A 19,849-nucleotide genomic window follows, 5' to 3' on the forward strand; every position below is an offset into this window, starting at 1 on the left:
AGTCGCGAATCAGACTGAACAGTGTGAACGAGAGGGGGGTTTAGTGGGTTATCCGGTAAACGACTGGTACGTAATGCGAAACCAACTGATTGCCCTCCTCGCGGTCGCTGCACTGTTCGGCGCTGCCCTCGCGCCGGCGGCGGCCGCCGCCGACACCGCGGACGAATCGCTCGCCGTAACCGTCACACAGGACGACGACGTCACCGTCGAAGTCACGCGGAACGGGTCAGCCGTCGAGAACGCCACGGTGACCGTCGCCGCCGTCGACGGCAGTTACGACGGGTCGGGAAGCTACGAGACGGACGCGGACGGCACCGTCGCCCTCCCGACGCCCGACGAGCGCGTGAACGTCACCGTCACTGCCAGCGACGACGACGAGACGGCGGCGACGACGGTCGAACTCGACCCCGACTTCGAGGTCGACGTCGAACAGAACCGTGACGTGGTCGTGACGGTCACGCGCGACGACGCCGCCGTCGAGAACGCGACGGTCAACGTCAGCACGCGCGAGACGAACAGCGACTACGACGGCGCCGGGAGCTACGAGACCGGCGAGAACGGCACCGTGGTCCTCCCGACGCCCGAGGGCGACGAACCCGTGACCCTGACCGTGACCGACGGCGAGACCGCCGAACTGAACGTCACGCTGGTCGACGGCATCGACGTCTCGGCGGCCCAGAACGACGACGGGACCGTCACCGTCGACGTGACCCGCAACGACACCGCCATCGAGAACGCCAACGTCTCGGTCTCGACCGACGGCAACGCCACCTACGAGGGTACCGGCGACTACCAGACCGACGCCGACGGCGAGGTGTCGCTGGTCGCCCCCGACGAGAACGTCACCGTCTCGGTGAACGCCAGTGCCGACAACGCCTCCGACGCCACCACGGTCGAACTCGAATACGTCAACGAGACGGTACAGGAGGACCGGGAGTTCGCCGGCGTCTCGGACTTCGTCCACTACCTACTGGAGAACGGGTCCACCGGTATCGGTCCGGAAGTCTCCGAGTACGTGACCCAGAACAACCCCGGGAACGCCCCCGACCACGCGGGCCCGCCCGAGGACCGCGGCCCGGACGCCGAATCCGAGGACGAGGAAGAAGAGGCTGAAGACGAAGAAGCAGAGACCGACGACGAAACTGAAGACGAATCCGACGAGAGCGAAGACGACGAAGAAAACGCGACTGAAGATGCGGAAGACGAAGACGAGAGCGAAGAGGCCGAAGACGAAGAAGACGCGACTGAAGATGCGGAAGACGAGGGAGCCGACGATGACGACGGCGAGCGCGGCCCACCGGAAGATGCCGGTCCGCCGGAACACGCCGGCCCGCCCGAGGACCGCGGCCCGAACTGATCGCTGTCACACGTAGCTCGGTCCGGTCCCCCGTTCTTCGACTTCGATGTCGAGTTGCATCTCCGACCCGGTCGGCGTGTTGGCTCCCCACGAGAAGGTCACTCGCCCGGTGAAGACGAACCCGTCCTCGATACTGTCCCGAGAGACGGTGTAGGCAGTCGTCCGCTGTCCGTCGACGCCGCTTTCGGCAGTTTGGTCTTCGAGACGGAGGCCGTCCAGTCTGAGGTCGGTCAGCCGTCGGCTTCCTCTATCTGGATGTTCCGGAAGTACGAGGTGGCGGTTGGAGTGTTGCCGTCCCGACTCACACAGCGGCCGTCGTCGGTGCCCGAGGCGACGGCCGTCGTCGCGTCACAGTCCATCACGACGACGAGGTAGTCGGCATCGATCTGATACAGTTGGCCGAGCGGAATCTCGTAGCGGACCCACTCGCCGCTGCCGTCGTAGTACGGTTCGCTCGTCGCCGTCGAGACGTTGCTCCCCCAGTTTTGCGTGCCGTAGACTCGGACGACTCGGTTGGGTGCCTGCGAGGTCGTTCGCGTGAGGCCGATGCCGTGGATGTCGCCTTGCGCGTCGCTCCGGAACTCGAAGGTGAGCATCGTCTGGCCGGTCATCTCGTAGGGGTAGTCGATGTACTTCCACTGGCTCCCGGTCAGCGTGACCGTTCGCCCGCCGTCGGAGACCGACGCGCTCCCACTGCTGCTCTGGCCGCCCGCGTAGTTCGAGAGCGAACGCGACTCGAAGTCGGCGAGGACGTTCTCGCCGCTGGTGACGCGCCGTTCGAGTTCGTCGACGACGGCCCCGCTGGGGTCGTGGACCAGACGCACCTCGACGGTCCCGTCCTCGACGCCGTGTGGATAGCGGTACACCTCGCCGGCGGTGAACTCGCCGTCGTCGGTGCCGGTTTCCAGCGCGAGCACGCTCAGTGGGACTTCGAGTTGCGTGTCCGGGAAGTCGAAGACGACGCTCGATTCGTCGACCGGGATCGACTCGCCGGAGGCGTGGACGAGTTCGACGCTGGTCGCCGAGACGCTCGTATCGATAGAGACCGACGGCGGTTCGTCGCCGAGCATCGACGTGTAAGTGAACACGCCCACCGAGAGCGTCGCCAGCAGCACCACGGCGACGGCGACGATCAGGAGATTTCCGATCAGCGGGCTCTGTGCACGAGCGGGCATCTACTACCACTCATCTGGGAGTCAACTCGCTTGTATGTTGGGACCGCCTCGCTGGTCGATACGCTTCGGTGGGGTTTAGGACGCCGTGGCCGACTGTTCTGGCATGACCGATCCGATTTCCAAGCAGCTCGACGATGTCGAGGCCGCGCGTGAGTCCGGCCGACGGAAGATGGACTGGGCTGTCCAGCACATGCCCATTCTGGGCGCACTGCGAGCGTCCTTCGAGGCGGACCAGCCATTCGCCGGCGAGACCATCGGCATGGCGATGCACGTCGAAGCCAAGACCGCCGTCCTGGCCGAGGTGCTCGCGGCCGGTGGCGCGGAAGTGGCGATGACCGGCTGTAACCCCCTCTCGACACACGACGACGTGTCGGCGGCGCTCGACGCGGTCGACGGTGTGACCTGCTACGCCAAACGCGGCGTCGACGACGAGGAGTACTACGGGGCGATGGAAGCCGTCCTCGCCCACGAACCGACCATCACCGTCGACGACGGGATGGACCTCGTCGCGATGGTCCACGAGGACTACCCGGAACTGATCGACACTATCGTCGGCGGGGCCGAGGAGACGACCACCGGCGTCCACCGCCTGCGCGCGATGGACGCGGACGGCGAACTCGACTATCCAATGTTCGCGGTCAACGACACGCCGATGAAACGCCTGTTCGACAACGTCCACGGCACCGGCGAGTCCTCGCTGGCCTCCATCGCGATGACGACGAACCTCTCGTGGGCCGGCAAGACCGTCGTCGTCGCCGGCTACGGCTACTGCGGGAAGGGCGTCGCGAAGAAGGCAAGCGGCCAGAACGCAGACGTGGTCGTCACCGAGGTCGAACCCCGCCGCGCGCTGGAGGCCCACATGGAGGGCTACGACGTGCTGCCGATGGCCGACGCGGCCGAAGAGGGCGACGTGTTCATCACGACGACCGGCAACCGCGACGTCATCGTCGAGGAGCACTTCGAGCGGATGCAGGACGGCGTCTTGCTCGCCAACGCCGGCCACTTCGACGTGGAGATCGACTTAGAGGCCCTCTCCGAGATGGCCGCCGACACCTACGAGGCCCGCGACGGCGTGCAGGGCTACGAGATGGAAGACGGCCGCCGCCTGAACGTCCTCGCGGAGGGTCGGCTCGTCAACCTCGCGACGCCCGTCGCGCTCGGCCACCCCGTCGAGGTGATGGACCAGAGCTTCGGGATTCAGGCCGTCTGCGTGCGCGAACTCGTCGAGAACGGCGACGCCTACGACGCCGGCGTCCACGACGTTCCCGACCGACTTGACAAGGAGGTGGCCGAAATCAAGCTTGCGGCGGAGGGCGTCGAGTTCGACTCCCTGACGGAGACCCAAGCCGAGTATATGGACTCCTGGCAGCACGGGACGTAGGTGCTCGCGCCAAGCGCGAGCACCGGACAGCCGAACGGAGAGCGCGAGGCGCGCAGCACCTCGCACGCGAACGGCGCAGCCGTGAGCGATGCGATCCGTGAGGCGTAGCGAGGAACCGAACGCAGTGCGGTTCCTCGATAACGCGCAGCGGGGAACGCAGTGACCCGCGAGCAGTAGGGCGGGGCACGAGCAAAGCGAGTGGCCCGCTAAATGCGAACGGGGAGCGATGCGATCCGTGAGGCGTAGCGAGGCTCTGAGCGCCAGCGAAGAACCTCGAATTGCGAGCGGAGAGGGACCGAAGGTCCCTCAGGCAGTCAGACGGCGTTGCCGCCCGACGACGGCGTAGCCGCGGAGCAGTAGAGAGATTCGTAGCGAAGAGAATGAGAGCCGGTAAACTACGAGAACCCTCGAAATCACTCCCCAAGCCGAGGATGATAGAGAACCATCCACAACGTTTCTTTTTCCGAAGAATCCGTGAATCGGCTGCTAAAACGAACGTGTATACTGAGAGACAGAAGCTCACGAAACGCACTCTACCGTACTATTGGTTGGACGAGGTTTCCGCACGAATATATGCTCCAATGGCCCCGCCCAACAACGGCAGTATGAGGAAGGATATTATCCCATTAATAGCTGGATGGCCCAGACCGGTCCAAAGATAATGCGCTATCCCATGATCGAATGCTTCACCAATCTCAACCACCATCGAAAAAAGTAGCATCAATCCGAGTGCAACTGCTCCTGCAGTAATGCCGATACGGGCTCCGCTCCGAGGATTCTTCGATTCTAAGTATCCAGCTATTCCTCCAGCTAATAGAGAGATTCCGGGGGCGCTCGCTGCGACCACTAGTATAATTATGCCAATGGAGGTGTTCAGAACGGACTTTCGCTCCATGCGAGAGATACTTCCTAAATCAACATCTTACTTTTGGTTGATATTTTTATACTCATCGAAAAAGGCACACATAGCAGACTGTCTTTCAGTATGCGACAGAGACGTTTCAAAGTTCGTAGACTTTACTGAGCGACTGCGTAGATGGCAGCATCGAAGAAACAACTAGTCTCTACCACGCTATCGCGCTCAGTTTTCAGTCGGCCGGCGTCGCGACCTCGGTCGCGTCGGCGTCGCCGTCGTCCTCGCCCGACTCTTCCTCGATGACGTCGTCCAGCCAGTGTCCGCGCAGGAAGAAGGCGATGCCGGCGACGGCGGCGGCGACGTTCGAGGCGGCGATACCGTACCACGCGCCGGGCGCACCCATCCCGACCACGACGACGAGGACCGCGGCGGCCACGATACGGAAGCCCCACAGCGTCAGCAGGCCCAGTCCCATCGAGAGGCGGGTCGACCCGGCGCCGTGGAACGCGCCGTTTATCATGTGAAAGACGGCCATCACGGCCCACGTCGGCGCGACGATGCGGAGGAACGCCGTGCCGTGGTCGACGACGGCGGCCGCGCCCGCACCGGTGATGAACACGCCGACGATGGCGGGCGCGAACCACGTCACGACGACGCTGGCGACGAGGAACACCGCGACGAGGATGCCGCTGGCGAGCAGCACGGTCCGACGGGCGCGCGCTCGCTCGCCGGCACCGAGATTCTGGCCGACGACGGTCTCGACGGCCATCCCCATGCCGACCATCGGGAGCCACACGAGCGACGTGAGGCGGCCACCGATGCCGTAGGCCGCGACGGCGTCGGAGCCGACGAGCGCGACGAGCGCGGTCATCACCGTCACCGACAGGGCCTGCGTGCTCTGCTCTACGCTGAGTGGCGCGCCGACGCGGACGATTTTGCGAATCTCCGGCAGGTCGGGCCGGAGGTCCGACAGCGAGAGTTCGATACCGACTCGGCCGGAGAACAGGAGCCAGAGGCCCGCCACGGCGGCTAGGCCGCGCGAGAATATCGTCGCGATGGCGGCACCTTCGACGCCGAGGCCGGTGAATCCCGTCGCCGCGAACGCGGTGGCCGCGAGGCCCTCCAGACCGAGCCACGCGAACAGGGGGTTGTCGGCGAACCCGAGGATGAGTATCGGGTCCAGCACGACGTTGAGCGCGACGCTGCCGACCATCAGGTACATCGGCGTCTTCGTGTCGCCCCAGCCACGCAGCAGCGCCTGAAAGACGAAGAAGCCGAGCATGAAGTACAGGCCGAGGAAGACGTACCGCGTGTAGGTCACGGCCATCTCGTGGATGGGCGTGCCAGCCTCGGTACCGATGACCTGCAACAGTGTCGGCGTCAGGAGGTAGCCGACGACGGAGATGGCCACCGAGAGGGCGGTGACGAACACCAGCGTCTGGCCGGCGACGTGGCTCACGCGGCCGTCGTTCTCCGCGCCCGTGTGCTGGGAGATGAGGATGGTACCGGCGCCGGTCATCCCGCCGCCGACGCTCACCAGCAGGAAGACGATGGGCCACGAGAACGAGAGGGCGCTCACGGCGTCCTGCCCCAGACGGCCGACCCAGAAGGTGTCGGCGATGTTGTACAGCGTCTGGAGGAGCTGCGTGGCGACGAGCGGCGCTGCCAGCGTCAGCAGGGGCCAGAGGAGAGCCCCCTGCGTGAACCGCTCGGACTGCTCGCTCGTCGCCGTCATCGTCGACACCTCAGGGAAGGGAAAGAGAGGGGGACCGACATGGTACTGACTGGACGGTCAGTCAGTATAGCCGTTCCGTGGGTCTGTGAAACTATCCCACAGTACGTTAGTCGGCGGTAGCGGCCGCCTCGTCGTCCGACCGGTCCCCGTGCTCGTCCTCGTCGACCACCGACTCGTCCCAGTCGCCGACGAGGAACCAGACGCCGACGAGGGCCGCGGCGGCCACGTGCGAGACGGCGATACCCCACCAGACGCCCGCCGCGCCCATCCCGACGACGGTGATGAGCAGGAGCGTCGGCGGGATGCGGAAGAACCACTGCGAGGCGACGGAGAAACCGAGCGCCGTCCGCGTGCTGCCGGCCCCGCGGAAGGCGGCGTTCAGGAGGTGAAACAGGCCCATGAACACGTACGTCGGACCGATGATCCGGAAGTAGTCGGCACCCATCGACAGCACCTCGGGGGCCGTCTTGCTCACGTCGAAAAAGAGGGCGACGATGGCCGCGGCGAAGGCGTAGGCACCCAGACTGGCGAGCAGGAAGACGCCGCCGCCGAGACCCGCCGCCAGCAGGACGGCCCGGCGAGCGCGGCCCGACTGGTCGGCCCCGAGGTTCTGGCCGACGGCCGTCTCGACGCCCTGTGCGAGGCCCACCGCCGGGAGGTAGACGAGCGTGTTGATGCGGTTGCCGACGCCGTAGGCCGCGACGGCGTTCGTCCCGACCATCGCCACGAGGACGGTCATCCCGGTGTAGGCCAGCGAGTCCGCAGAGCGTTCGAGACCCGCGGGACCGCCCACGTCCAGAATCTTCCGGACCGTCTCCCGGTCGGGCCAGAGGTCGGACAGCGAGAGCGCGAAGCCGAGTCGACCCGAAAAGAGGAGCCAGAAGCCGGCCAGTGCGGCGCCGCCTCGGGAGATGACGGTGGCGACGGCCGCTCCCGCGACGCCCATCCCCGAGAAGCCGGTGAGCGCGTACAGCGTCGCTTCGAGGCCGCCAAGCCCGAGCAGGGAGAAGACGACGTTGCCGTCGAATCCCAGCACGAAGAACGGATCGAGGACGGCGTTGGCGACGACGCTGCCGAACATCAGGTACATCGGCGTCTTCGTATCGCCCCACCCCCGCAGGATGGCCTGAAACGCGAACGCGCCGAACATGAACGCCGTCCCCGCGAAGACGATACGGGTGTACTCGACGGCCATGGCGTGAATCTCCGTCCCCGGCGTCGTCCCGATATAAGGTAGGAGCGTCGGCGCGAGGAGATAGCCGACGAGCGAGAGCAGACCCGAGACGACGGCGGTGACGGCGATGGTCTGCCCGGCGACGGCCCGCACCCGGTCGTCGTTGCCGGCCCCGCGGTGCTGTGAGACGAGGACGGTTCCGGCGACAGTGAGGCCGCTCCCCAGCGAGATGGTGAGGAAGATAAAGGGCAGCGAGTAGGTCAGCGCTGCGACGGCTCCGTCGCCCAGTCGGCCGACGACGAACGTATCCACGAGGTTGTACGCGACCTGGAGGAGTTGTGTTCCCACGAGCGGCAAGGAGAGGGCGAGCAGCGGGCGCAAGAGCGGCCCCTCGGTCAGGTCGACAGAGCGGTCGGTCGCGGACACGTCACCCACTACACAGAGGCGAGGTGATAATTCATCTGGGTTCGAGGCGGCCGGAACGAGGATTTTATTCGGCCACACGCGCAACGCCAGTTCATGCAGCCGCTCCACGCCCGCTATCCGTTCCTCGCCGCCGCCCGCGAGGCCGTCGAGGCCGCCGCGGTCGACCTCGGTGAGGTCGTCGCCACCGACGACGCGGTCACCCAGCGAGCGCTGGAGCGGGTCGAACGCGCCATCACGGACGGCACCGTGGGCGAGCCTCACCGACGGACCCGCGTCGAACTGCTGTCGTATCCGGTGGCCCGCGTCCTCGTCTCGCTGGTCGACCAGCACGTCTGTACCCGCAAGTACGCTCGCGCGGAGGCCGAGGCGGCCCGAGAGCAGTTCAGCACCGAGTTCGAGGCGACGACGGAGTTCAAGTCCACCCAGAGCCAGCGCATCGAGTTGCGGGACCTGCTCGCGGAGTTCGACCTCTCCGGATCGGTCCACGAAGCCGAGACGGGCTACTGGGTCGACGTCGGTACGTACCTCGATTTGGCGGCCGACCAGCGGGGCGACCAGTGGCGACTGGTCAACCGCCCGCTGGCCGACGGCCGCGTCCGCATCGCTGCCGAGGAACTCCACGTCCTGTTGAAACAGGCCATTCGTCACCGCGTCACCGACGGCCTCCCGTTCGACGTCCCCGACGCCATCGCGAGCGAACTCGACGAAGAGGTCGACCACCTACAGGAGGTACTCGCGGAACTCGACCTCACCCGCGAGATAGACACCGTCGTCCCCGAGATGTTCCCGCCGTGCATGCAGGCGTTGCTCGATCAGGTCCAGAAAGGCGAGCACCTCGAGCACCACTCCCGTTTCGCCATCGCCGCGTTCCTCACGAGCATCGGGATGACGACCGACGAGATCGTCGACCTCTTTCAGGTGAATCCTGGCTTCGGCGAGGAGGCCACCCGCTATCAGGTCGATCACATCCGTGGTGACACCAGCCCCACCGAGTACTCGACGCCGGCGTGTTCGACCATGGTGTCCTACGGCGACTGCGTCAACAAAGACGACCTCTGTGAGCGGATTTCACACCCGATGGCCTACTACGAGAAGAAGTTAGACGACGCCGAAGACGACGACCTGGTCGACTGGCGCGAGGAGAACGGCGAGAGCGGCGAGGACGAGGCCGACGCCTAGAACTCCTGTCGTTCCATCCAGATGCCCGCCGCGAGCATCACGACGATGAACAGCCCGATAGCACCGATTATCGCGACGCCGCCCTGTTCGGTAAGCCCGCCGTTGCTGGAGTAGTTCAGCGAAACGAAGACGGCGGCGGCGACGAACGTCAGCAGCGCGATGGTCGAGACCACTATCTGCACGATGGCCTCCCGGTCGATTTCCATGTGGCGCGATATCGGTGGCCCGGCCAAAAGGGTGTCGAAGCGACCCCAAACCATACCCACAGCGGGCTGCTGGCCGAGACGTTTACCTCGCTCGAGACCCTACGTTTCGACTGGACACACCGAGAAATACAGCCGTGTCCGCCCGCTATGACACTGATAGAGCCATCGGCCGACTCGGAGCGGACTGCACTCGCACCGGACCCCAGCGAACTCGACTCCCGGGCCGCCCGCGCCTGGACCGAGCGCATGGCCGTCCGGCCGCGTGAGGGCAGTACCTACGCCGTCACCTCCGAGAGTGGCCACACGTACCTCGTGGACCTCACGGACCACTCCTGTACCTGTCCCGACCACCAGATTCGCGGCGAGCAATGCAAACACCTCCGCCGTGTCGCCATCGAGATTACGGCCCGCCGAGTGGCACCACCACACCACCAGCGCGCCCGCTGTGACGTCTGTGGTGCCGTCACGTTCGTGTCCGAAGACGCCGACCCACCACACCTCTGTGGGAACTGCCGGGTCCTGCCGGGCGACGTCGTCGTCGACCGCGAGACGGGCGACAGCCTCGTCGTCGCCGGCGTGAGCGAGGACCGGGCCGACGAGTACGTCATCGAGGCGACCGGCCGGACCGTCGCCGCCCACGACACCAACGAAGGCTACCCGCCGGACGACATCGTGGTCGAGGTGACGTACCTCGCCGACGCGACCCGTCGAGACGACCCGCGACGGTACGCGTTCCCCTACAGTCGACTCCATCGGACGGACGCGGAACTGGTGGAGTGAGCGAAGCGATGGCCCCCTCGCTACTGCTCCGCGGTTCCCTGCGGTCACCGCGTCGCTTCGAGGTGTCTCACTCCGTTCGACACCTCGCTACTCCAGCATCGCCGCCGCTTCCTCCTTCTCTAGGTCGCCGCGCTCGAACGCAGAGAGGACGTCCAGTACGGCCGCGTCGGGGCCGTCGTCGGCCACCTCGTCGAGTGTGACCTTCTCAGAGTGGCCGACCAACTCCTCGAAGTCCGTCCCCTCGGAGAGGGCCGTCTCCTTCTTGACGCGGTAGTTCCCGCCGTCGGTCGTATAGAGGTCGCCGGGGTGGAAGAAGTACCAGTCCTCGCGGTCGAATCGCACTGCAATACGGGGTTTCGCGCCGAAGTTCCGCGCGAAGAACAGCAACGCCTCGACCTCCTCGCCGGTCAGATAGATGGGGTCGCCGGCGCTGGATTTGGCCTCGATGGCGTAGAACGTCTCGCCGTCGCCGGTCAGCACGTCCGGGAGTTCTCGTTCGGTGGCGCTGCCGCTGGCCGGCGCTCGCATCACTGCGAACCCGGCCTCGTCTAAGGCGTTGACCAACTCCCGCTCACGTCGGTCCCCCTTCGCGTTCGAGTTTGCCATTGTCGGACCGTCGACCCGCAGCGACAAAAACCGTTCACGTCGAGCGTTTATTCTGTTCAACCGCCGTCACGAGCCTGAACGAACGGTGTTTTATATACGAACACGGGGGCGACGGGTGTGTATGGACCGACGGACGTTCATCAGTACGACCACCGCAGTCGGCGCCTCGGTCGTCGCCGGGTGTGGCGGCCAGAGTGGTGGCGGCAGCACCGACGGCGACGCGACAGACAGCACGGTGACGGCATCGTCGACGACGGGGACGTTCCGCCTCCTCATCAGCGACCGGCCCGCCGACATCGGCGATTTCGACTCGCTGGACGTGACCTTCGATAGGGCACGGGTCTTCCGGGCGAAGGCCGACGAGACTGAGACAGCGGTGAGCGAAACCGAGGAAACGGACGGCGAAGAAACGGAACCCGAGACCGAGGAACCCGACGAAGCGGCGGACGATGAAGCGGACAGCGGCGAGGAGACAGGCGGAGACGAGACGGACGCCGACGCCGGTGACGGCGACGGCGGCTTCGAAGTGTTCGACCTCGACAGCCCGACCGTCGACCTGACCGAAGTGGTCGGCGAGAAGGCCATCGGCGTCCTCGACGGCGAGTTGGAGGCCGGGCGTTACAGCAAGGTCGAACTGTACGTCGGCGACGTCGAGGGCGTCGTCGACGGCGAGACGGTCCCGGTGAAGGTGCCCAGCGAGAAACTCCAGATCGTCAACCCGTTCGAAATCGTCGCGGACGAGGCCGTCGAGTTCGTCTTCGACATCAACGTCGTCGAGAAAGGACCCAACGGCTACAACCTCCTGCCGGTCATCGGCGAGAGCGGCGTCGCCGGCAAGGACGTCGAGGTCGAGGAGGTAGAGAGCGAGGAGACGACGGCGACCGAGACGACGGCGACCGAGAGCTAACTCAGTCCTCTGCCCGAGACTCTAGCTCCCGAATGATCTCCTCGGTCTCGCCGCCGTCGCTCCGGATGGCCTTCGCGTAGCGACGGTACTCCTCGGGGGAGACCTGCACCGTCTTCGACTCGCCCCGCTGGGTGAGTTCCAGTCGGACCATCCCCTGTGGGTTGTTCCGGGCCCGGAAACTCGCCATGGCGGTGAAGACGAACCAGAACGCGAGACCGGCCCCGAGGAAGTACGCCATCGTCGTCTCGAAGGCCATCGTCTCGGCGCCGGTCGTCCAGCGGTGGGGGTACGCCCGCTGGAAGAGACCGATACCGACCAGACAGAGGCCCGTTCCGAGAACGACGCCGCCCTGTTCGCGCGTCGAGGACGGGAGCACGGCGACGACCGAGAGGAACATCGCGGGGATGCCCAGTCCACCCAGCGTCCCGGCGAGTTTCTCGGCGGCCCGGAGGTCGCTCACGCCGAGGACGGTCGACAGCGGCGTCGTCACCGCGAGGACGGCGACGACGACGGCTAGCGCTCCCAGCACGCCGAGGGCAGCGCCAGCGTAGACGCGGCGGGGGTCACGCCCCGCAAAGCGGGAATCACCGCTGTATGCGTCTCCGAGACTCTCCATGGGTGGGCGTTGGTCCCGCCCCCACAAAACGGTACGTCAGACGCCCGTCGGACCCGAGACGGCCAGAGAGGACGTCGATAGGCCATCGCAGGCGATGGGGGACAGACGAAGGCAGCAGACTGAGTCGTTACTCGCTCTGGATGCGCGGCGCCAGCATGTAGGTGACCCGACCCTCGCCTTCGGCGAAGTTGAAGTGCATCTTGACGGGGAACTCCTCGCCCAGTTCCATCTCGACTTCGGCGTCTTTCGGGATGGCCTTGTTCATGTTCTTCAGGTAGTCCAGCGAGAACAGCGAGTGGGCGTCCCCGGCGGTGAGGTCGATGAGGTCGTCCCGTGTCAGTTCGAGGTGGACGTCGTCCGTGTCTCCCTCGGCGTCGACGTAGAACAGTTCGTCGGTGGCGTCGACACCCAGCGCGATGTGGTCGCTGACCATGTCGGCAGCGGTGACCGCCCGGTCGATGTCTTTCCCCTCGATGACGATGTGCGCCGAGAGGTCCAGATCCGGGAGGTCCGGTTCCTGTCGGATGGAGTCGGGGTCGATGAGGGCCAGCGTGTACTCTAGCCCGTCGATGGCGATGTGGAGTTTCCGGGTCTCCTCGTCGAGTTCGAGGTGGACCAACTGGCCGGCGTCGGCCATGCCGGCGATGTCCTCCAGTCGGGAGAGGTTGACGCCGATGAGGCCGCCGTCGGTCTCGTAGGACTCGAAGGCAGCGGCCTCCAGTCGCAGGTCGACCATCCCGACGTTGGCCGGGTCCACCGCCCGAATCTCAAGCCCGTCTTCTTCGAGGTGGATCTTACACTCGTCCACCAGCACGCTCACTGAATCGAGAGCCGATTGGAGCGTGTCCGCACTCACGATGGCGTTGAACATCTTGAACCCGGCTACGCCCCCATGCATTAAAAAGTCCCTCATTGACTCCGCGTGCGCGTGCGACCCTCGGTTCGGCCGACACCGCGGCCGCCCCGACGAGTCAGCACGTGCCGGTCACGGACCGCGACTCGACCGGGAGCCTGCACACTCAGGTCGCGAGTGTCGTGGCGGGGAGGACACAGACGACGGCGTGTGGACCGGCAAAGTCCTCGGCACGACCCGGTGGCTCGTCAGTCGGTCAGCCCTCTGGCTGGAACACCTCGGGGTTGGCCTCGCCCTCGCGGTTGATGACCGCCATCATGCCCTTGCGGGCGACCCGGGAGAGGGCGTGGTCGACCAGTTTGATGGGGCCGGGCACCTCGGCGTGCAGCGTCGCGACGACGGTCGATCCGGGTTTGACCGGCGTCGTCTGGACGAAGCGGTGGGGGTCGCTGGCGGTGGCGCCCTGCGGCCAGACCTCGTCCCAGACGGAGCCGATGGGGTGGAACGCCGAGTCGAGGTTGGGACCGCCGACGGCGAAGTACACGCGGGCCGTCTCGCCGACGTTCATGCTCGGGGCACCGTAGCCGTCGGGCGTAATGGCGTACTTCTCGCCGTTCATGAGGACGTAGGTCGGGTCCTCGGCCTTCATCGACTCGACGTCGAAGTCGTGGTGGCCCTCCTCGCCGGCCTCGCCCTTGGTGTAGAGTTCGTGCTGGCCGAAGTAGAACTCGTGGTCCACCTCCGGCAGGCCCTCCTTCGGTTCGACCAGTATCATGCCGAACATCCCCGAGGAGATGTGCATGTCGAGGTTCGGGACCGCACAGTGGTAGATGAAACTCCCGGGGTAGGTGGCCTTGAACCGGAAGGTCTTGGTCTGGCCGGGCGTGACCATCGACGCCTCGGCGCCGCCACCCGGACCACGGACGGCGTGCAGGTCGATGTTGTGGGGCATCGAGTTGCCCTCCTCGTTGGTGATGGTCAACTCGACGGTGTCGCCGCGGCGGACCCGAATCATCGGCCCCGGAACCTGCCCGTCGAAGGTCATGTACGTGTACGTGACACCGGGTTCGACTTCCGCGACCTGCTCTTTCGTCGTCATCTCGACCGACACCGTCTTGGGCTCCGACCGGTCGATGGGGGCCGGGATGTCGGTGGGATCGGCGGCGATACGGTCGACGTCAGTCTGCTGTGCGGGGTTCATGCTTGGCTCCTGAGGGGTGGTCCGTTCGGTGGGCTGTTCGGTCTCTGCGCCGGGGGCTCCGGCACAGCCGGCGATGGCCGCCGTGCCGACGCCCAACGCCTGCAACACGCGACGCCGCGTCGCCGTCGGAATGGATGACATGAGTGGGACCTCCGTTGCAGGTGTATCTCCGTCCGGACCACACATATACCAGAAAGGGGACTCTCAGGACCTGAGACGCGTTCTCACGGCATAGGAAGGGGGATGAACGTGTTCGGGTGTGGAATGGTACCCCGTATCGCATCTCGGGCACAGCGACACGCGTAAACCGCTCGGACGGGTACGATAGGCAACAAATGAGCCGGAAGGACGACTACTACAACAGAGCCAAACAGGAGGGGTATCGGGCCCGGTCGGCCTACAAACTCCAACAACTGGACGAGACTGCCGGACTGCTCGGTGAGGGCCGAACCGTCGTGGACCTCGGTGCCGCACCCGGTGGCTGGCTACAGGTGGCCGCCGAACGCGTCGGCGAACGGGGCACCGTCGTCGGCGTCGACCGCCAGCGCATCGACCCGCTCTCGGACCCGGACCCGACCGTCGAGTACGTCCGCGGGGATATGACCGATGACAGCACCAAAGACGAGGTCCGCGAAGTCGTCGGCGGCGACGCCGGCGAGCGTGGGGGCCCCGTCGACGTGGTCCTCTCGGACATGGCGCCGAACATGACCGGCGAGTACGACTTAGACCACGCCCGGTCGGTCCACCTCGTGCGGCAGGCCTTCGAGGTGGCGACGGACCTGCTCTCGTCGGGCGGGGACTTCGCCGCGAAGGTGTTCGACGGGCAGGACCTAGACGACCTGAAGGCCGACATCGAACCGGAGTTCGAGTACGTCCGGGAGGTCCGCCCCGACGCCTCGCGCGACTCGTCTTCGGAACTGTACCTCGTCGCGAAACACCGCCTCACGGCCCCCGTCCGCGAGGGCGAGGTGGTCGAGGTGACCATCGAGGACATCGGCGAGGAAGGCGACGGCATCGCCAAAGTGGAGAACTTCACGCTGTTCGTCAGCGGCGTCGAGAAGGGCGAGACGCTGGAGGTACGCGTCGACGACGTGAAGCCGCGCTACGCCTTCGCACAACCCGCAGAGTAGCGAGCCCTTACTGCACCGCCGGCGCGGCCTCGTCCTCGTCGTCCTCGATGCCGGCCAGTGCGACGACGGCGTAGACGAACGGCGTGTCCAGCAACGCGATGAGCAGTTTCAAGAGGTACTGCCCGACGACGAGCGACAGCGCCGCCGACAGGGAGACGCCCTGAAACAGGACGAACCCGACGCCGATGAAGATGACCGTATCGACGAGTTGGCTGGTGGCCGTCGACCCGACGTTCCGGAGCCACAGCGCCTCGCCGTCGGTGGCGTCGCGCAGCGCGTGGAAGACGAACACGTCGAGGTTCTGGCTGACGACGTACGCGCCGAGGCTGGCGGCGACGATGCCGGTGCTCGCCGCGAGTACGTTCCGGAACGCCGCCGGGTCGACCGGTTGGGCCGCAGCCGGGAGACCGGGGGCGAGAATCGTACTCCAGACCAGCGCCAGCAGGACGAAGTTCATCAGGAAGCCGACGTTGACGACGACGGTGGCGGCCCGGCGGCCGTACAGTTCGGCGTAACAATCGGAGGCGAAGAACGTCAGGGCGTAGGCCAGCGCCGCGCCGGGAAGGACGAGCGTCTCGCCGGCCACGGGTAGGGAAAACGGGAGGCCGACGGCCAGCAGTTTCGACGCCGTGACCTGCGAGACGACCAGCGCCGTCACGAACAGGGCGACGAGGCCGACCCGAATCGGGTGCTCGCCGCTACTGCTCATCGTCGAGTCGTCCCTGTCGTTCGTCGATGTCGTCCAGTATATCGAGCGTCTTGCGGACGGAGGCGCGGATGGCCTCGCTCCGGTTGACGAACTTCCCCTCCTCGCCGACGTGGTCGTCGAGGTCGTCTAACAGTTCCGCGGGCACCTCGACGCTTATCTTGGGCATATCCACAGAATATCGACAGCCGTGCTTAAATCGGTCGCCTCGTCGTCTCAGTCGGCCGGTTCGCTCGGACTCCCCGGCGCTGTCCGGCCGCCGAGCGTGTCCGTCCGGGAGAGCGAACGCCACCGGCTCGTTTCACAGCTCCCGATATTGAATGAAGCTTAATATAGGGTGTGGCAATTACCGTCGGTACATATGGGTGTGGGAAAAAGGGGAGTGTCGCCGGTCGTCGGCGTCGCGTTGCTGGTGCTCATCGTCGTCTTGTTGGTGACGGTGGCTGGCACGATGGCGACGTCGCTGGGGTCGGACGCGCTCACGTCGGCGACGGTCCACTCGCAGGCACAGTACGGGGCGGCGATAGACGAAGGGAGCAAGGATACGCTCGAGTTGCGTGTGAGAGGGCACAACCAGCGAGCGCCGGAGACGACCTTCGAGCTACAGATCAACGGACGGGTGGTAAAGCACTGGGACGGGCAGTCGTCGGTCAGCCTGCGGTGCGTGTATCCGGGAGACCACATCTACGTCGCCAGCATCAACGGCGAGACGAGCCGAAAGGTCGAGGAGTACTACGTACAGGAACCGACCGACTGTCCGTCGTACAACACGTTTCCGGCGAAGTTCAAGTACGCCATCGTCGACGGGACCAGCCACCAGATAAACGAGCGGTACGCGTTCGGCCTCGCTATCGACCCGAACGGGGAGCAGTTCGCCGCCGACTACACCGGTTCGAACGGGATGAACCTCGGACCGATATCGCTGGCGAACCCGTGGCATCACATCAAGATGTACGAGCGACCCATCGAAGGACTGGACCCCCCGGTGTTCGTCGTGGTCATGGTCGACAACGTCCACTGGACCGCGGTCCCGAGTCCGGGCTACAACTGGACCGACGCCCCGCCCAGCGGGCTCGACCCCGGCGAGGACGCCTATTCCATCACCGACGGCAAGATAACCACAGATTCGAGTTCGAGCACCGAACCGACCAACGACGTGTTCCTGCTGTTCAAGCCGGGCTGTGACCAGAGCACGGTGGTGTTCGTAAAGAACGACGCCGGATACGACAACGAGATCTATCTCGAGGGCACGAAAGTCATCGACGATGCCAACAGTGTCAGTCCGGGGACGGTGTTCACGGCACCCGGCGTGACGTGTCGTGGCGACGCGAGCTGGTAATCAGTCGGCCGGTTCGCTCCGGTTTTTCGGCGTCCGGCGACCGCCGAGCGTGTACACCCAGAGGATACCCAGTCCCAGCAGGTAGGCCGCCGCCGTCGGGATGCCGACGATGAACATCGTGAAGATGCCGTTCGGCGAGAGGACGGCCGAGAGGGCGACGATGCCGATGACCACCTCGCGCCAGCGCTCGTACATCAGGTGGAACGGGACGATGCCCGCGCGGTGAAACAGGAACATCGTCACCGGGATTTCCGCGAGCAGGCCGATGCCGATGGTGAGGAAGAACACGAGCCAGCCGAACTTGCTGATGCGGTAGGCGATGACCATGTTGGCCTGCAACTGGTCGTAGGCGATAGCCGAGATGGTCATCGGGGCGACGTAGAGGAACCCGAGCAGACTCCCGCCGATGAGCGCCACGAACAGCGTCCCGCCCCAGACGAGGAGGACGTTCCGGTCGCCGACGACGAAGCCGCGTTCGCGCATCGCCGGCCACGCGAAGTAGAGCAACAGCGGCACCACCGAGATGGCACCGAGGATGGTCGAGAACTTGACGATGAACACGAGGTGTTCGACCGGATGCAACGTCACGATGTTGACGCCCTCGGCCATCCCCTCGGGGAGACGGCTGACGAAGATGCGCTGGATGCGACCGATACCGCCCTGATAGAGGAACAGGAACGCCGCCGACAGCACGAGGCCGAACACACCCAGTATCCAGAACGCCTTCGAGGCGATGGAGTCGAAGATGAAGCGGATGTCGTAGTAGTAGCCGCCGACGTCGTCCTCTGTGGTCTCCTCTTCGGTGAAGGCGTTGACCATCCCGGCCGTCGTCGACGTGAGGACGCCCTCTTCGTCCTCGACGTCTCCATCGCCGTCCGTACTCTCGGCGGCCGCCGTCCCCTCGGGGTCGTCCTCGTGGGCCATGTCCCAGCGGTCCAGAATCAACTGGGCTTTCTCCTGGTTCTCCTCGGAGAGGGCGCGGTCGGCGTGAGCCAGTGCCTCCTCCTCGGTCATCTCTTCGAAGGCTTCCGGCGGCGCGACCTCGATAGCAGCGGCGCTGAGTTCGTCGATGTCGATGGCCGTCGGGTCGCCGTGCCGACGACCGGGCCCGACCGCGTTCTGGTCGAGCGCTTGCAGGACGTGGTAGTAGACGACGGCGACGGTCCCGGCCGAACCGAACACGGCGGCCAGCAAGAGGGCCGTCCCCTCGACGGAGAGGCCGAACAGTTCGGGCCGGGCGAGGTTCCCGGTGAGTTGGGTCGAGTACTGTGCGGCGAACGCCTCGACGGCCTGTACGTACTGGAACGCGCTGGTCGTCAGCACGTAGTAGGTCAGGCCGCCGACGAGGACCGCCGCCCCGAGGACGGTGTTCCAGTGCTCGACGGCGACCCGGCGAGTGCTGACGAGGTCGCTGGAGCGTTTGACCGTCACCGCGAGTTTCGAGAGCGCGAGACTCAGCGCGTAGAGCCCACACAGCGGCGCGGCCCACATGATCTGGGTGAACGGGTCAGGCGGCGAGAACAGCGCGCCGAAGCCGAAGATGGCGAGGACGGCGTAGCGCCACTTCTCGCGGAACGTCTCGTAGGGGACGATGCCGGTGTAGGAAAGCACCGTCATCAGCAGGGGTAACTGGGCCGCGAGGCCGAAGGAGGCCGCCAGCAGGAAGACGAACTGGGCCCACTTGACGATGGAGTACTGGGGGAGGAACCCGGCGGCATCGGCGTTGCCGGCGAGGAAGTTGAACATCAGCGGGAAGAACAGTTCGTAGGCGTAGGCGACGCCGGCGGCGAACAGACCCAGACTGACGACGACGAACAGCGCCCCCTTCCAGAGCGGAATCTTCTCTGCGGGCCACCACCCGCGGCGTCGCAACCCGTCGCGGCCGAAGTAGACGAGCAGGGGGAGCGACATGAGGATGCCGACGACGGCCCCTATCTTCACCTGTAAGAGGATGACGTCGAACGGCGTGACGACGACGATGTCGGTCGCCTCCTTCGTCGTGAGGTCCATCTGGGAGTACAGCAGGTCCTGTTTGAGTCGGTCCCAGACCCCGTACTGCAGGGCCATGATGGTCCCGATCATCCCGATGACGAAGACGATGAACACCTTCTGGAGGTGGGTCTGGGCGGTGCTGAGCATCGCACCCAGCGTCGCACGGCCGCTCTGGACCGTCTGGACCGTGTCCTCGTCGATTGCACTCGCCATCTTCCGTGAGGGTAGCC

General features: G+C 65.7%; 19 protein-coding genes. 7 read left to right on the forward strand and 12 right to left on the reverse strand.

The features are described 5' to 3' along the window. Positions 1-73: 73 nt before the first annotated feature. Positions 74-1,357 carry a hypothetical protein gene (locus NDI85_RS13790; protein ID WP_310916117.1) on the forward strand — a complete coding sequence of 428 codons (1,284 nt, stop codon included), beginning with the start codon at positions 74-76 and terminating at the stop codon, positions 1,355-1,357. A 230-nt stretch (positions 1,358-1,587) separates the two neighbouring features. On the opposite strand, the gene NDI85_RS13795 is transcribed toward NDI85_RS13790, so the two are convergent. Further along, positions 1,588-2,532, reverse strand: a complete 945-nt coding sequence (locus NDI85_RS13795; RefSeq protein ID WP_189001564.1) for a type IV pilin — start codon at positions 2,530-2,532, stop codon at positions 1,588-1,590. Positions 2,533-2,635: 103 nt separating this feature from the next. On the opposite strand from NDI85_RS13795, the gene NDI85_RS13800 reads away from it, so the two are divergent. Further along, positions 2,636-3,913, forward strand: coding sequence for an adenosylhomocysteinase (locus NDI85_RS13800; protein WP_310916118.1), 1,278 nt, complete (start codon positions 2,636-2,638; stop codon positions 3,911-3,913). Between the two features lie 541 nt (positions 3,914-4,454). On the opposite strand, the gene NDI85_RS13805 is transcribed toward NDI85_RS13800, so the two are convergent. The 3 genes from NDI85_RS13805 to NDI85_RS13815 all read right to left on the reverse strand — a co-directional run bounded on the left by NDI85_RS13805 (position 4,455) and on the right by NDI85_RS13815 (position 8,104). Further along, the gene (locus tag NDI85_RS13805; RefSeq protein WP_310916119.1) at positions 4,455-4,808 is read right to left on the reverse strand and encodes a DUF5518 domain-containing protein; all 354 of its coding nucleotides are present in this window, start codon (positions 4,806-4,808) and stop codon (positions 4,455-4,457) included. Between the two features lie 193 nt (positions 4,809-5,001). Beyond that, positions 5,002-6,504 (reverse strand): MATE family efflux transporter, encoded by a 1,503-nt coding sequence (locus NDI85_RS13810; protein ID WP_310916120.1) that lies wholly within the window; start codon positions 6,502-6,504, stop codon positions 5,002-5,004. Between the two features lie 106 nt (positions 6,505-6,610). Further along, positions 6,611-8,104, reverse strand: coding sequence for an MATE family efflux transporter (locus tag NDI85_RS13815; RefSeq protein WP_396275540.1), 1,494 nt, complete (start codon positions 8,102-8,104; stop codon positions 6,611-6,613). A 93-nt stretch (positions 8,105-8,197) separates the two neighbouring features. Between NDI85_RS13815 and priL the strand changes: the two genes are divergently transcribed. After that, positions 8,198-9,283, forward strand: coding sequence for a DNA primase regulatory subunit PriL (priL, locus tag NDI85_RS13820; RefSeq protein WP_310916122.1), 1,086 nt, complete (start codon positions 8,198-8,200; stop codon positions 9,281-9,283). On the opposite strand, the gene NDI85_RS13825 is transcribed toward priL, so the two are convergent. Beyond that, on the reverse strand, positions 9,280-9,489 hold the full coding sequence (locus NDI85_RS13825; protein ID WP_189001573.1) for a hypothetical protein: 210 nt from the start codon (positions 9,487-9,489) through the stop codon (positions 9,280-9,282). The genes priL and NDI85_RS13825 overlap by 4 nt on opposite strands. Before the next feature lie 147 nt (positions 9,490-9,636). Between NDI85_RS13825 and NDI85_RS13830 the strand changes: the two genes are divergently transcribed. Further along, a complete protein-coding gene (locus NDI85_RS13830) occupies positions 9,637-10,269 on the forward strand; it encodes an SWIM zinc finger family protein (RefSeq protein WP_189001574.1) in 633 nt (210 codons plus the stop codon). Between the two features lie 87 nt (positions 10,270-10,356). Here the strand turns inward: NDI85_RS13830 and hjc are convergent, their stop codons facing one another. Continuing rightward, complete coding sequence (hjc, locus tag NDI85_RS13835; RefSeq protein WP_166967107.1) at positions 10,357-10,875, reverse strand: Holliday junction resolvase Hjc; 519 nt, start codon at positions 10,873-10,875, stop codon at positions 10,357-10,359. A 121-nt stretch (positions 10,876-10,996) separates the two neighbouring features. Here hjc and NDI85_RS13840 point away from each other — a divergent pair, with 121 nt between their 5' ends. After that, a complete protein-coding gene (locus tag NDI85_RS13840; RefSeq protein ID WP_189001576.1) occupies positions 10,997-11,782 on the forward strand; it encodes a DUF4382 domain-containing protein in 786 nt (261 codons plus the stop codon). Between the two features lies 1 nt (position 11,783). Here NDI85_RS13840 and NDI85_RS13845 read toward each other — a convergent pair whose 3' ends face one another. The 3 genes from NDI85_RS13845 to nirK form a co-directional block, all read right to left on the reverse strand. Continuing rightward, positions 11,784-12,398: a hypothetical protein gene (locus tag NDI85_RS13845; RefSeq protein ID WP_189001578.1), complete on the reverse strand. Its 615-nt coding sequence runs from the start codon at positions 12,396-12,398 to the stop codon at positions 11,784-11,786. A 127-nt stretch (positions 12,399-12,525) separates the two neighbouring features. Further along, positions 12,526-13,269 carry a DNA polymerase sliding clamp gene (locus NDI85_RS13850; protein ID WP_310916426.1) on the reverse strand — a complete coding sequence of 248 codons (744 nt, stop codon included), beginning with the start codon at positions 13,267-13,269 and terminating at the stop codon, positions 12,526-12,528. 238 nt (positions 13,270-13,507) lie between these two features. Beyond that, on the reverse strand, positions 13,508-14,593 hold the full coding sequence (gene nirK, locus NDI85_RS13855; RefSeq protein ID WP_310916123.1) for a copper-containing nitrite reductase: 1,086 nt from the start codon (positions 14,591-14,593) through the stop codon (positions 13,508-13,510). Positions 14,594-14,787: 194 nt separating this feature from the next. Here nirK and NDI85_RS13860 point away from each other — a divergent pair, with 194 nt between their 5' ends. Continuing rightward, positions 14,788-15,582, forward strand: a complete 795-nt coding sequence (locus tag NDI85_RS13860) for a 23S rRNA (uridine(2552)-2'-O)-methyltransferase (RefSeq protein WP_189001582.1) — start codon at positions 14,788-14,790, stop codon at positions 15,580-15,582. Positions 15,583-15,589: 7 nt separating this feature from the next. On the opposite strand, the gene NDI85_RS13865 is transcribed toward NDI85_RS13860, so the two are convergent. Continuing rightward, on the reverse strand, positions 15,590-16,291 hold the full coding sequence (locus tag NDI85_RS13865; protein ID WP_189001584.1) for a queuosine precursor transporter: 702 nt from the start codon (positions 16,289-16,291) through the stop codon (positions 15,590-15,592). Then, the gene (locus NDI85_RS13870; protein WP_189001586.1) at positions 16,281-16,457 is read right to left on the reverse strand and encodes a ribbon-helix-helix domain-containing protein; all 177 of its coding nucleotides are present in this window, start codon (positions 16,455-16,457) and stop codon (positions 16,281-16,283) included. Before NDI85_RS13870 ends, NDI85_RS13865 begins: the two co-directional genes overlap by 11 nt. A gap of 192 nt (positions 16,458-16,649) precedes the next feature. Between NDI85_RS13870 and NDI85_RS13875 the strand changes: the two genes are divergently transcribed. Beyond that, complete coding sequence (locus tag NDI85_RS13875; RefSeq protein WP_310916124.1) at positions 16,650-17,627, forward strand: type IV pilin; 978 nt, start codon at positions 16,650-16,652, stop codon at positions 17,625-17,627. On the opposite strand, the gene NDI85_RS13880 is transcribed toward NDI85_RS13875, so the two are convergent. Beyond that, positions 17,628-19,832 (reverse strand): twin-arginine translocase subunit TatC, encoded by a 2,205-nt coding sequence (locus NDI85_RS13880; RefSeq protein WP_310916125.1) that lies wholly within the window; start codon positions 19,830-19,832, stop codon positions 17,628-17,630. It abuts the gene before it with no gap. Positions 19,833-19,849: the final 17 nt, after the last annotated feature.

Origin of the sequence: Haloarcula sp. S1AR25-4, assembly GCF_031624555.1 — an archaeon.
Taxonomy (GTDB): Archaea; Halobacteriota; Halobacteria; order Halobacteriales; family Haloarculaceae; genus Haloarcula; species Haloarcula pellucida.

Bases quoted from the DNA above. Each gene is read 5' to 3' on its own strand.
- NDI85_RS13790 (WP_310916117.1), top strand. From the start codon at position 74: ATGCGAAACCAACTGATTGCCCTCCTCGCGGTCGCTGCACTGTTCGGC.
- NDI85_RS13795 (WP_189001564.1), bottom strand. From the start codon at position 2,532: ATGCCCGCTCGTGCACAGAGCCCGCTGATCGGAAATCTCCTGATCGTC.
- NDI85_RS13800 (WP_310916118.1), top strand. From the start codon at position 2,636: ATGACCGATCCGATTTCCAAGCAGCTCGACGATGTCGAGGCCGCGCGT.
- NDI85_RS13805 (WP_310916119.1), bottom strand. From the start codon at position 4,808: ATGGAGCGAAAGTCCGTTCTGAACACCTCCATTGGCATAATTATACTA.
- NDI85_RS13810 (WP_310916120.1), bottom strand. From the start codon at position 6,504: ATGACGGCGACGAGCGAGCAGTCCGAGCGGTTCACGCAGGGGGCTCTC.
- priL (WP_310916122.1), top strand. From the start codon at position 8,198: ATGCAGCCGCTCCACGCCCGCTATCCGTTCCTCGCCGCCGCCCGCGAG.
- NDI85_RS13825 (WP_189001573.1), bottom strand. From the start codon at position 9,489: ATGGAAATCGACCGGGAGGCCATCGTGCAGATAGTGGTCTCGACCATC.
- NDI85_RS13830 (WP_189001574.1), top strand. From the start codon at position 9,637: ATGACACTGATAGAGCCATCGGCCGACTCGGAGCGGACTGCACTCGCA.
- hjc (WP_166967107.1), bottom strand. From the start codon at position 10,875: ATGGCAAACTCGAACGCGAAGGGGGACCGACGTGAGCGGGAGTTGGTC.
- NDI85_RS13840 (WP_189001576.1), top strand. From the start codon at position 10,997: ATGGACCGACGGACGTTCATCAGTACGACCACCGCAGTCGGCGCCTCG.
- NDI85_RS13845 (WP_189001578.1), bottom strand. From the start codon at position 12,398: ATGGAGAGTCTCGGAGACGCATACAGCGGTGATTCCCGCTTTGCGGGG.
- NDI85_RS13850 (WP_310916426.1), bottom strand. From the start codon at position 13,269: ATGTTCAACGCCATCGTGAGTGCGGACACGCTCCAATCGGCTCTCGAT.
- nirK (WP_310916123.1), bottom strand. From the start codon at position 14,593: ATGTCATCCATTCCGACGGCGACGCGGCGTCGCGTGTTGCAGGCGTTG.
- NDI85_RS13860 (WP_189001582.1), top strand. From the start codon at position 14,788: ATGAGCCGGAAGGACGACTACTACAACAGAGCCAAACAGGAGGGGTAT.
- NDI85_RS13865 (WP_189001584.1), bottom strand. From the start codon at position 16,291: ATGAGCAGTAGCGGCGAGCACCCGATTCGGGTCGGCCTCGTCGCCCTG.
- NDI85_RS13870 (WP_189001586.1), bottom strand. From the start codon at position 16,457: ATGCCCAAGATAAGCGTCGAGGTGCCCGCGGAACTGTTAGACGACCTC.
- NDI85_RS13875 (WP_310916124.1), top strand. From the start codon at position 16,650: ATGGGTGTGGGAAAAAGGGGAGTGTCGCCGGTCGTCGGCGTCGCGTTG.
- NDI85_RS13880 (WP_310916125.1), bottom strand. From the start codon at position 19,832: ATGGCGAGTGCAATCGACGAGGACACGGTCCAGACGGTCCAGAGCGGC.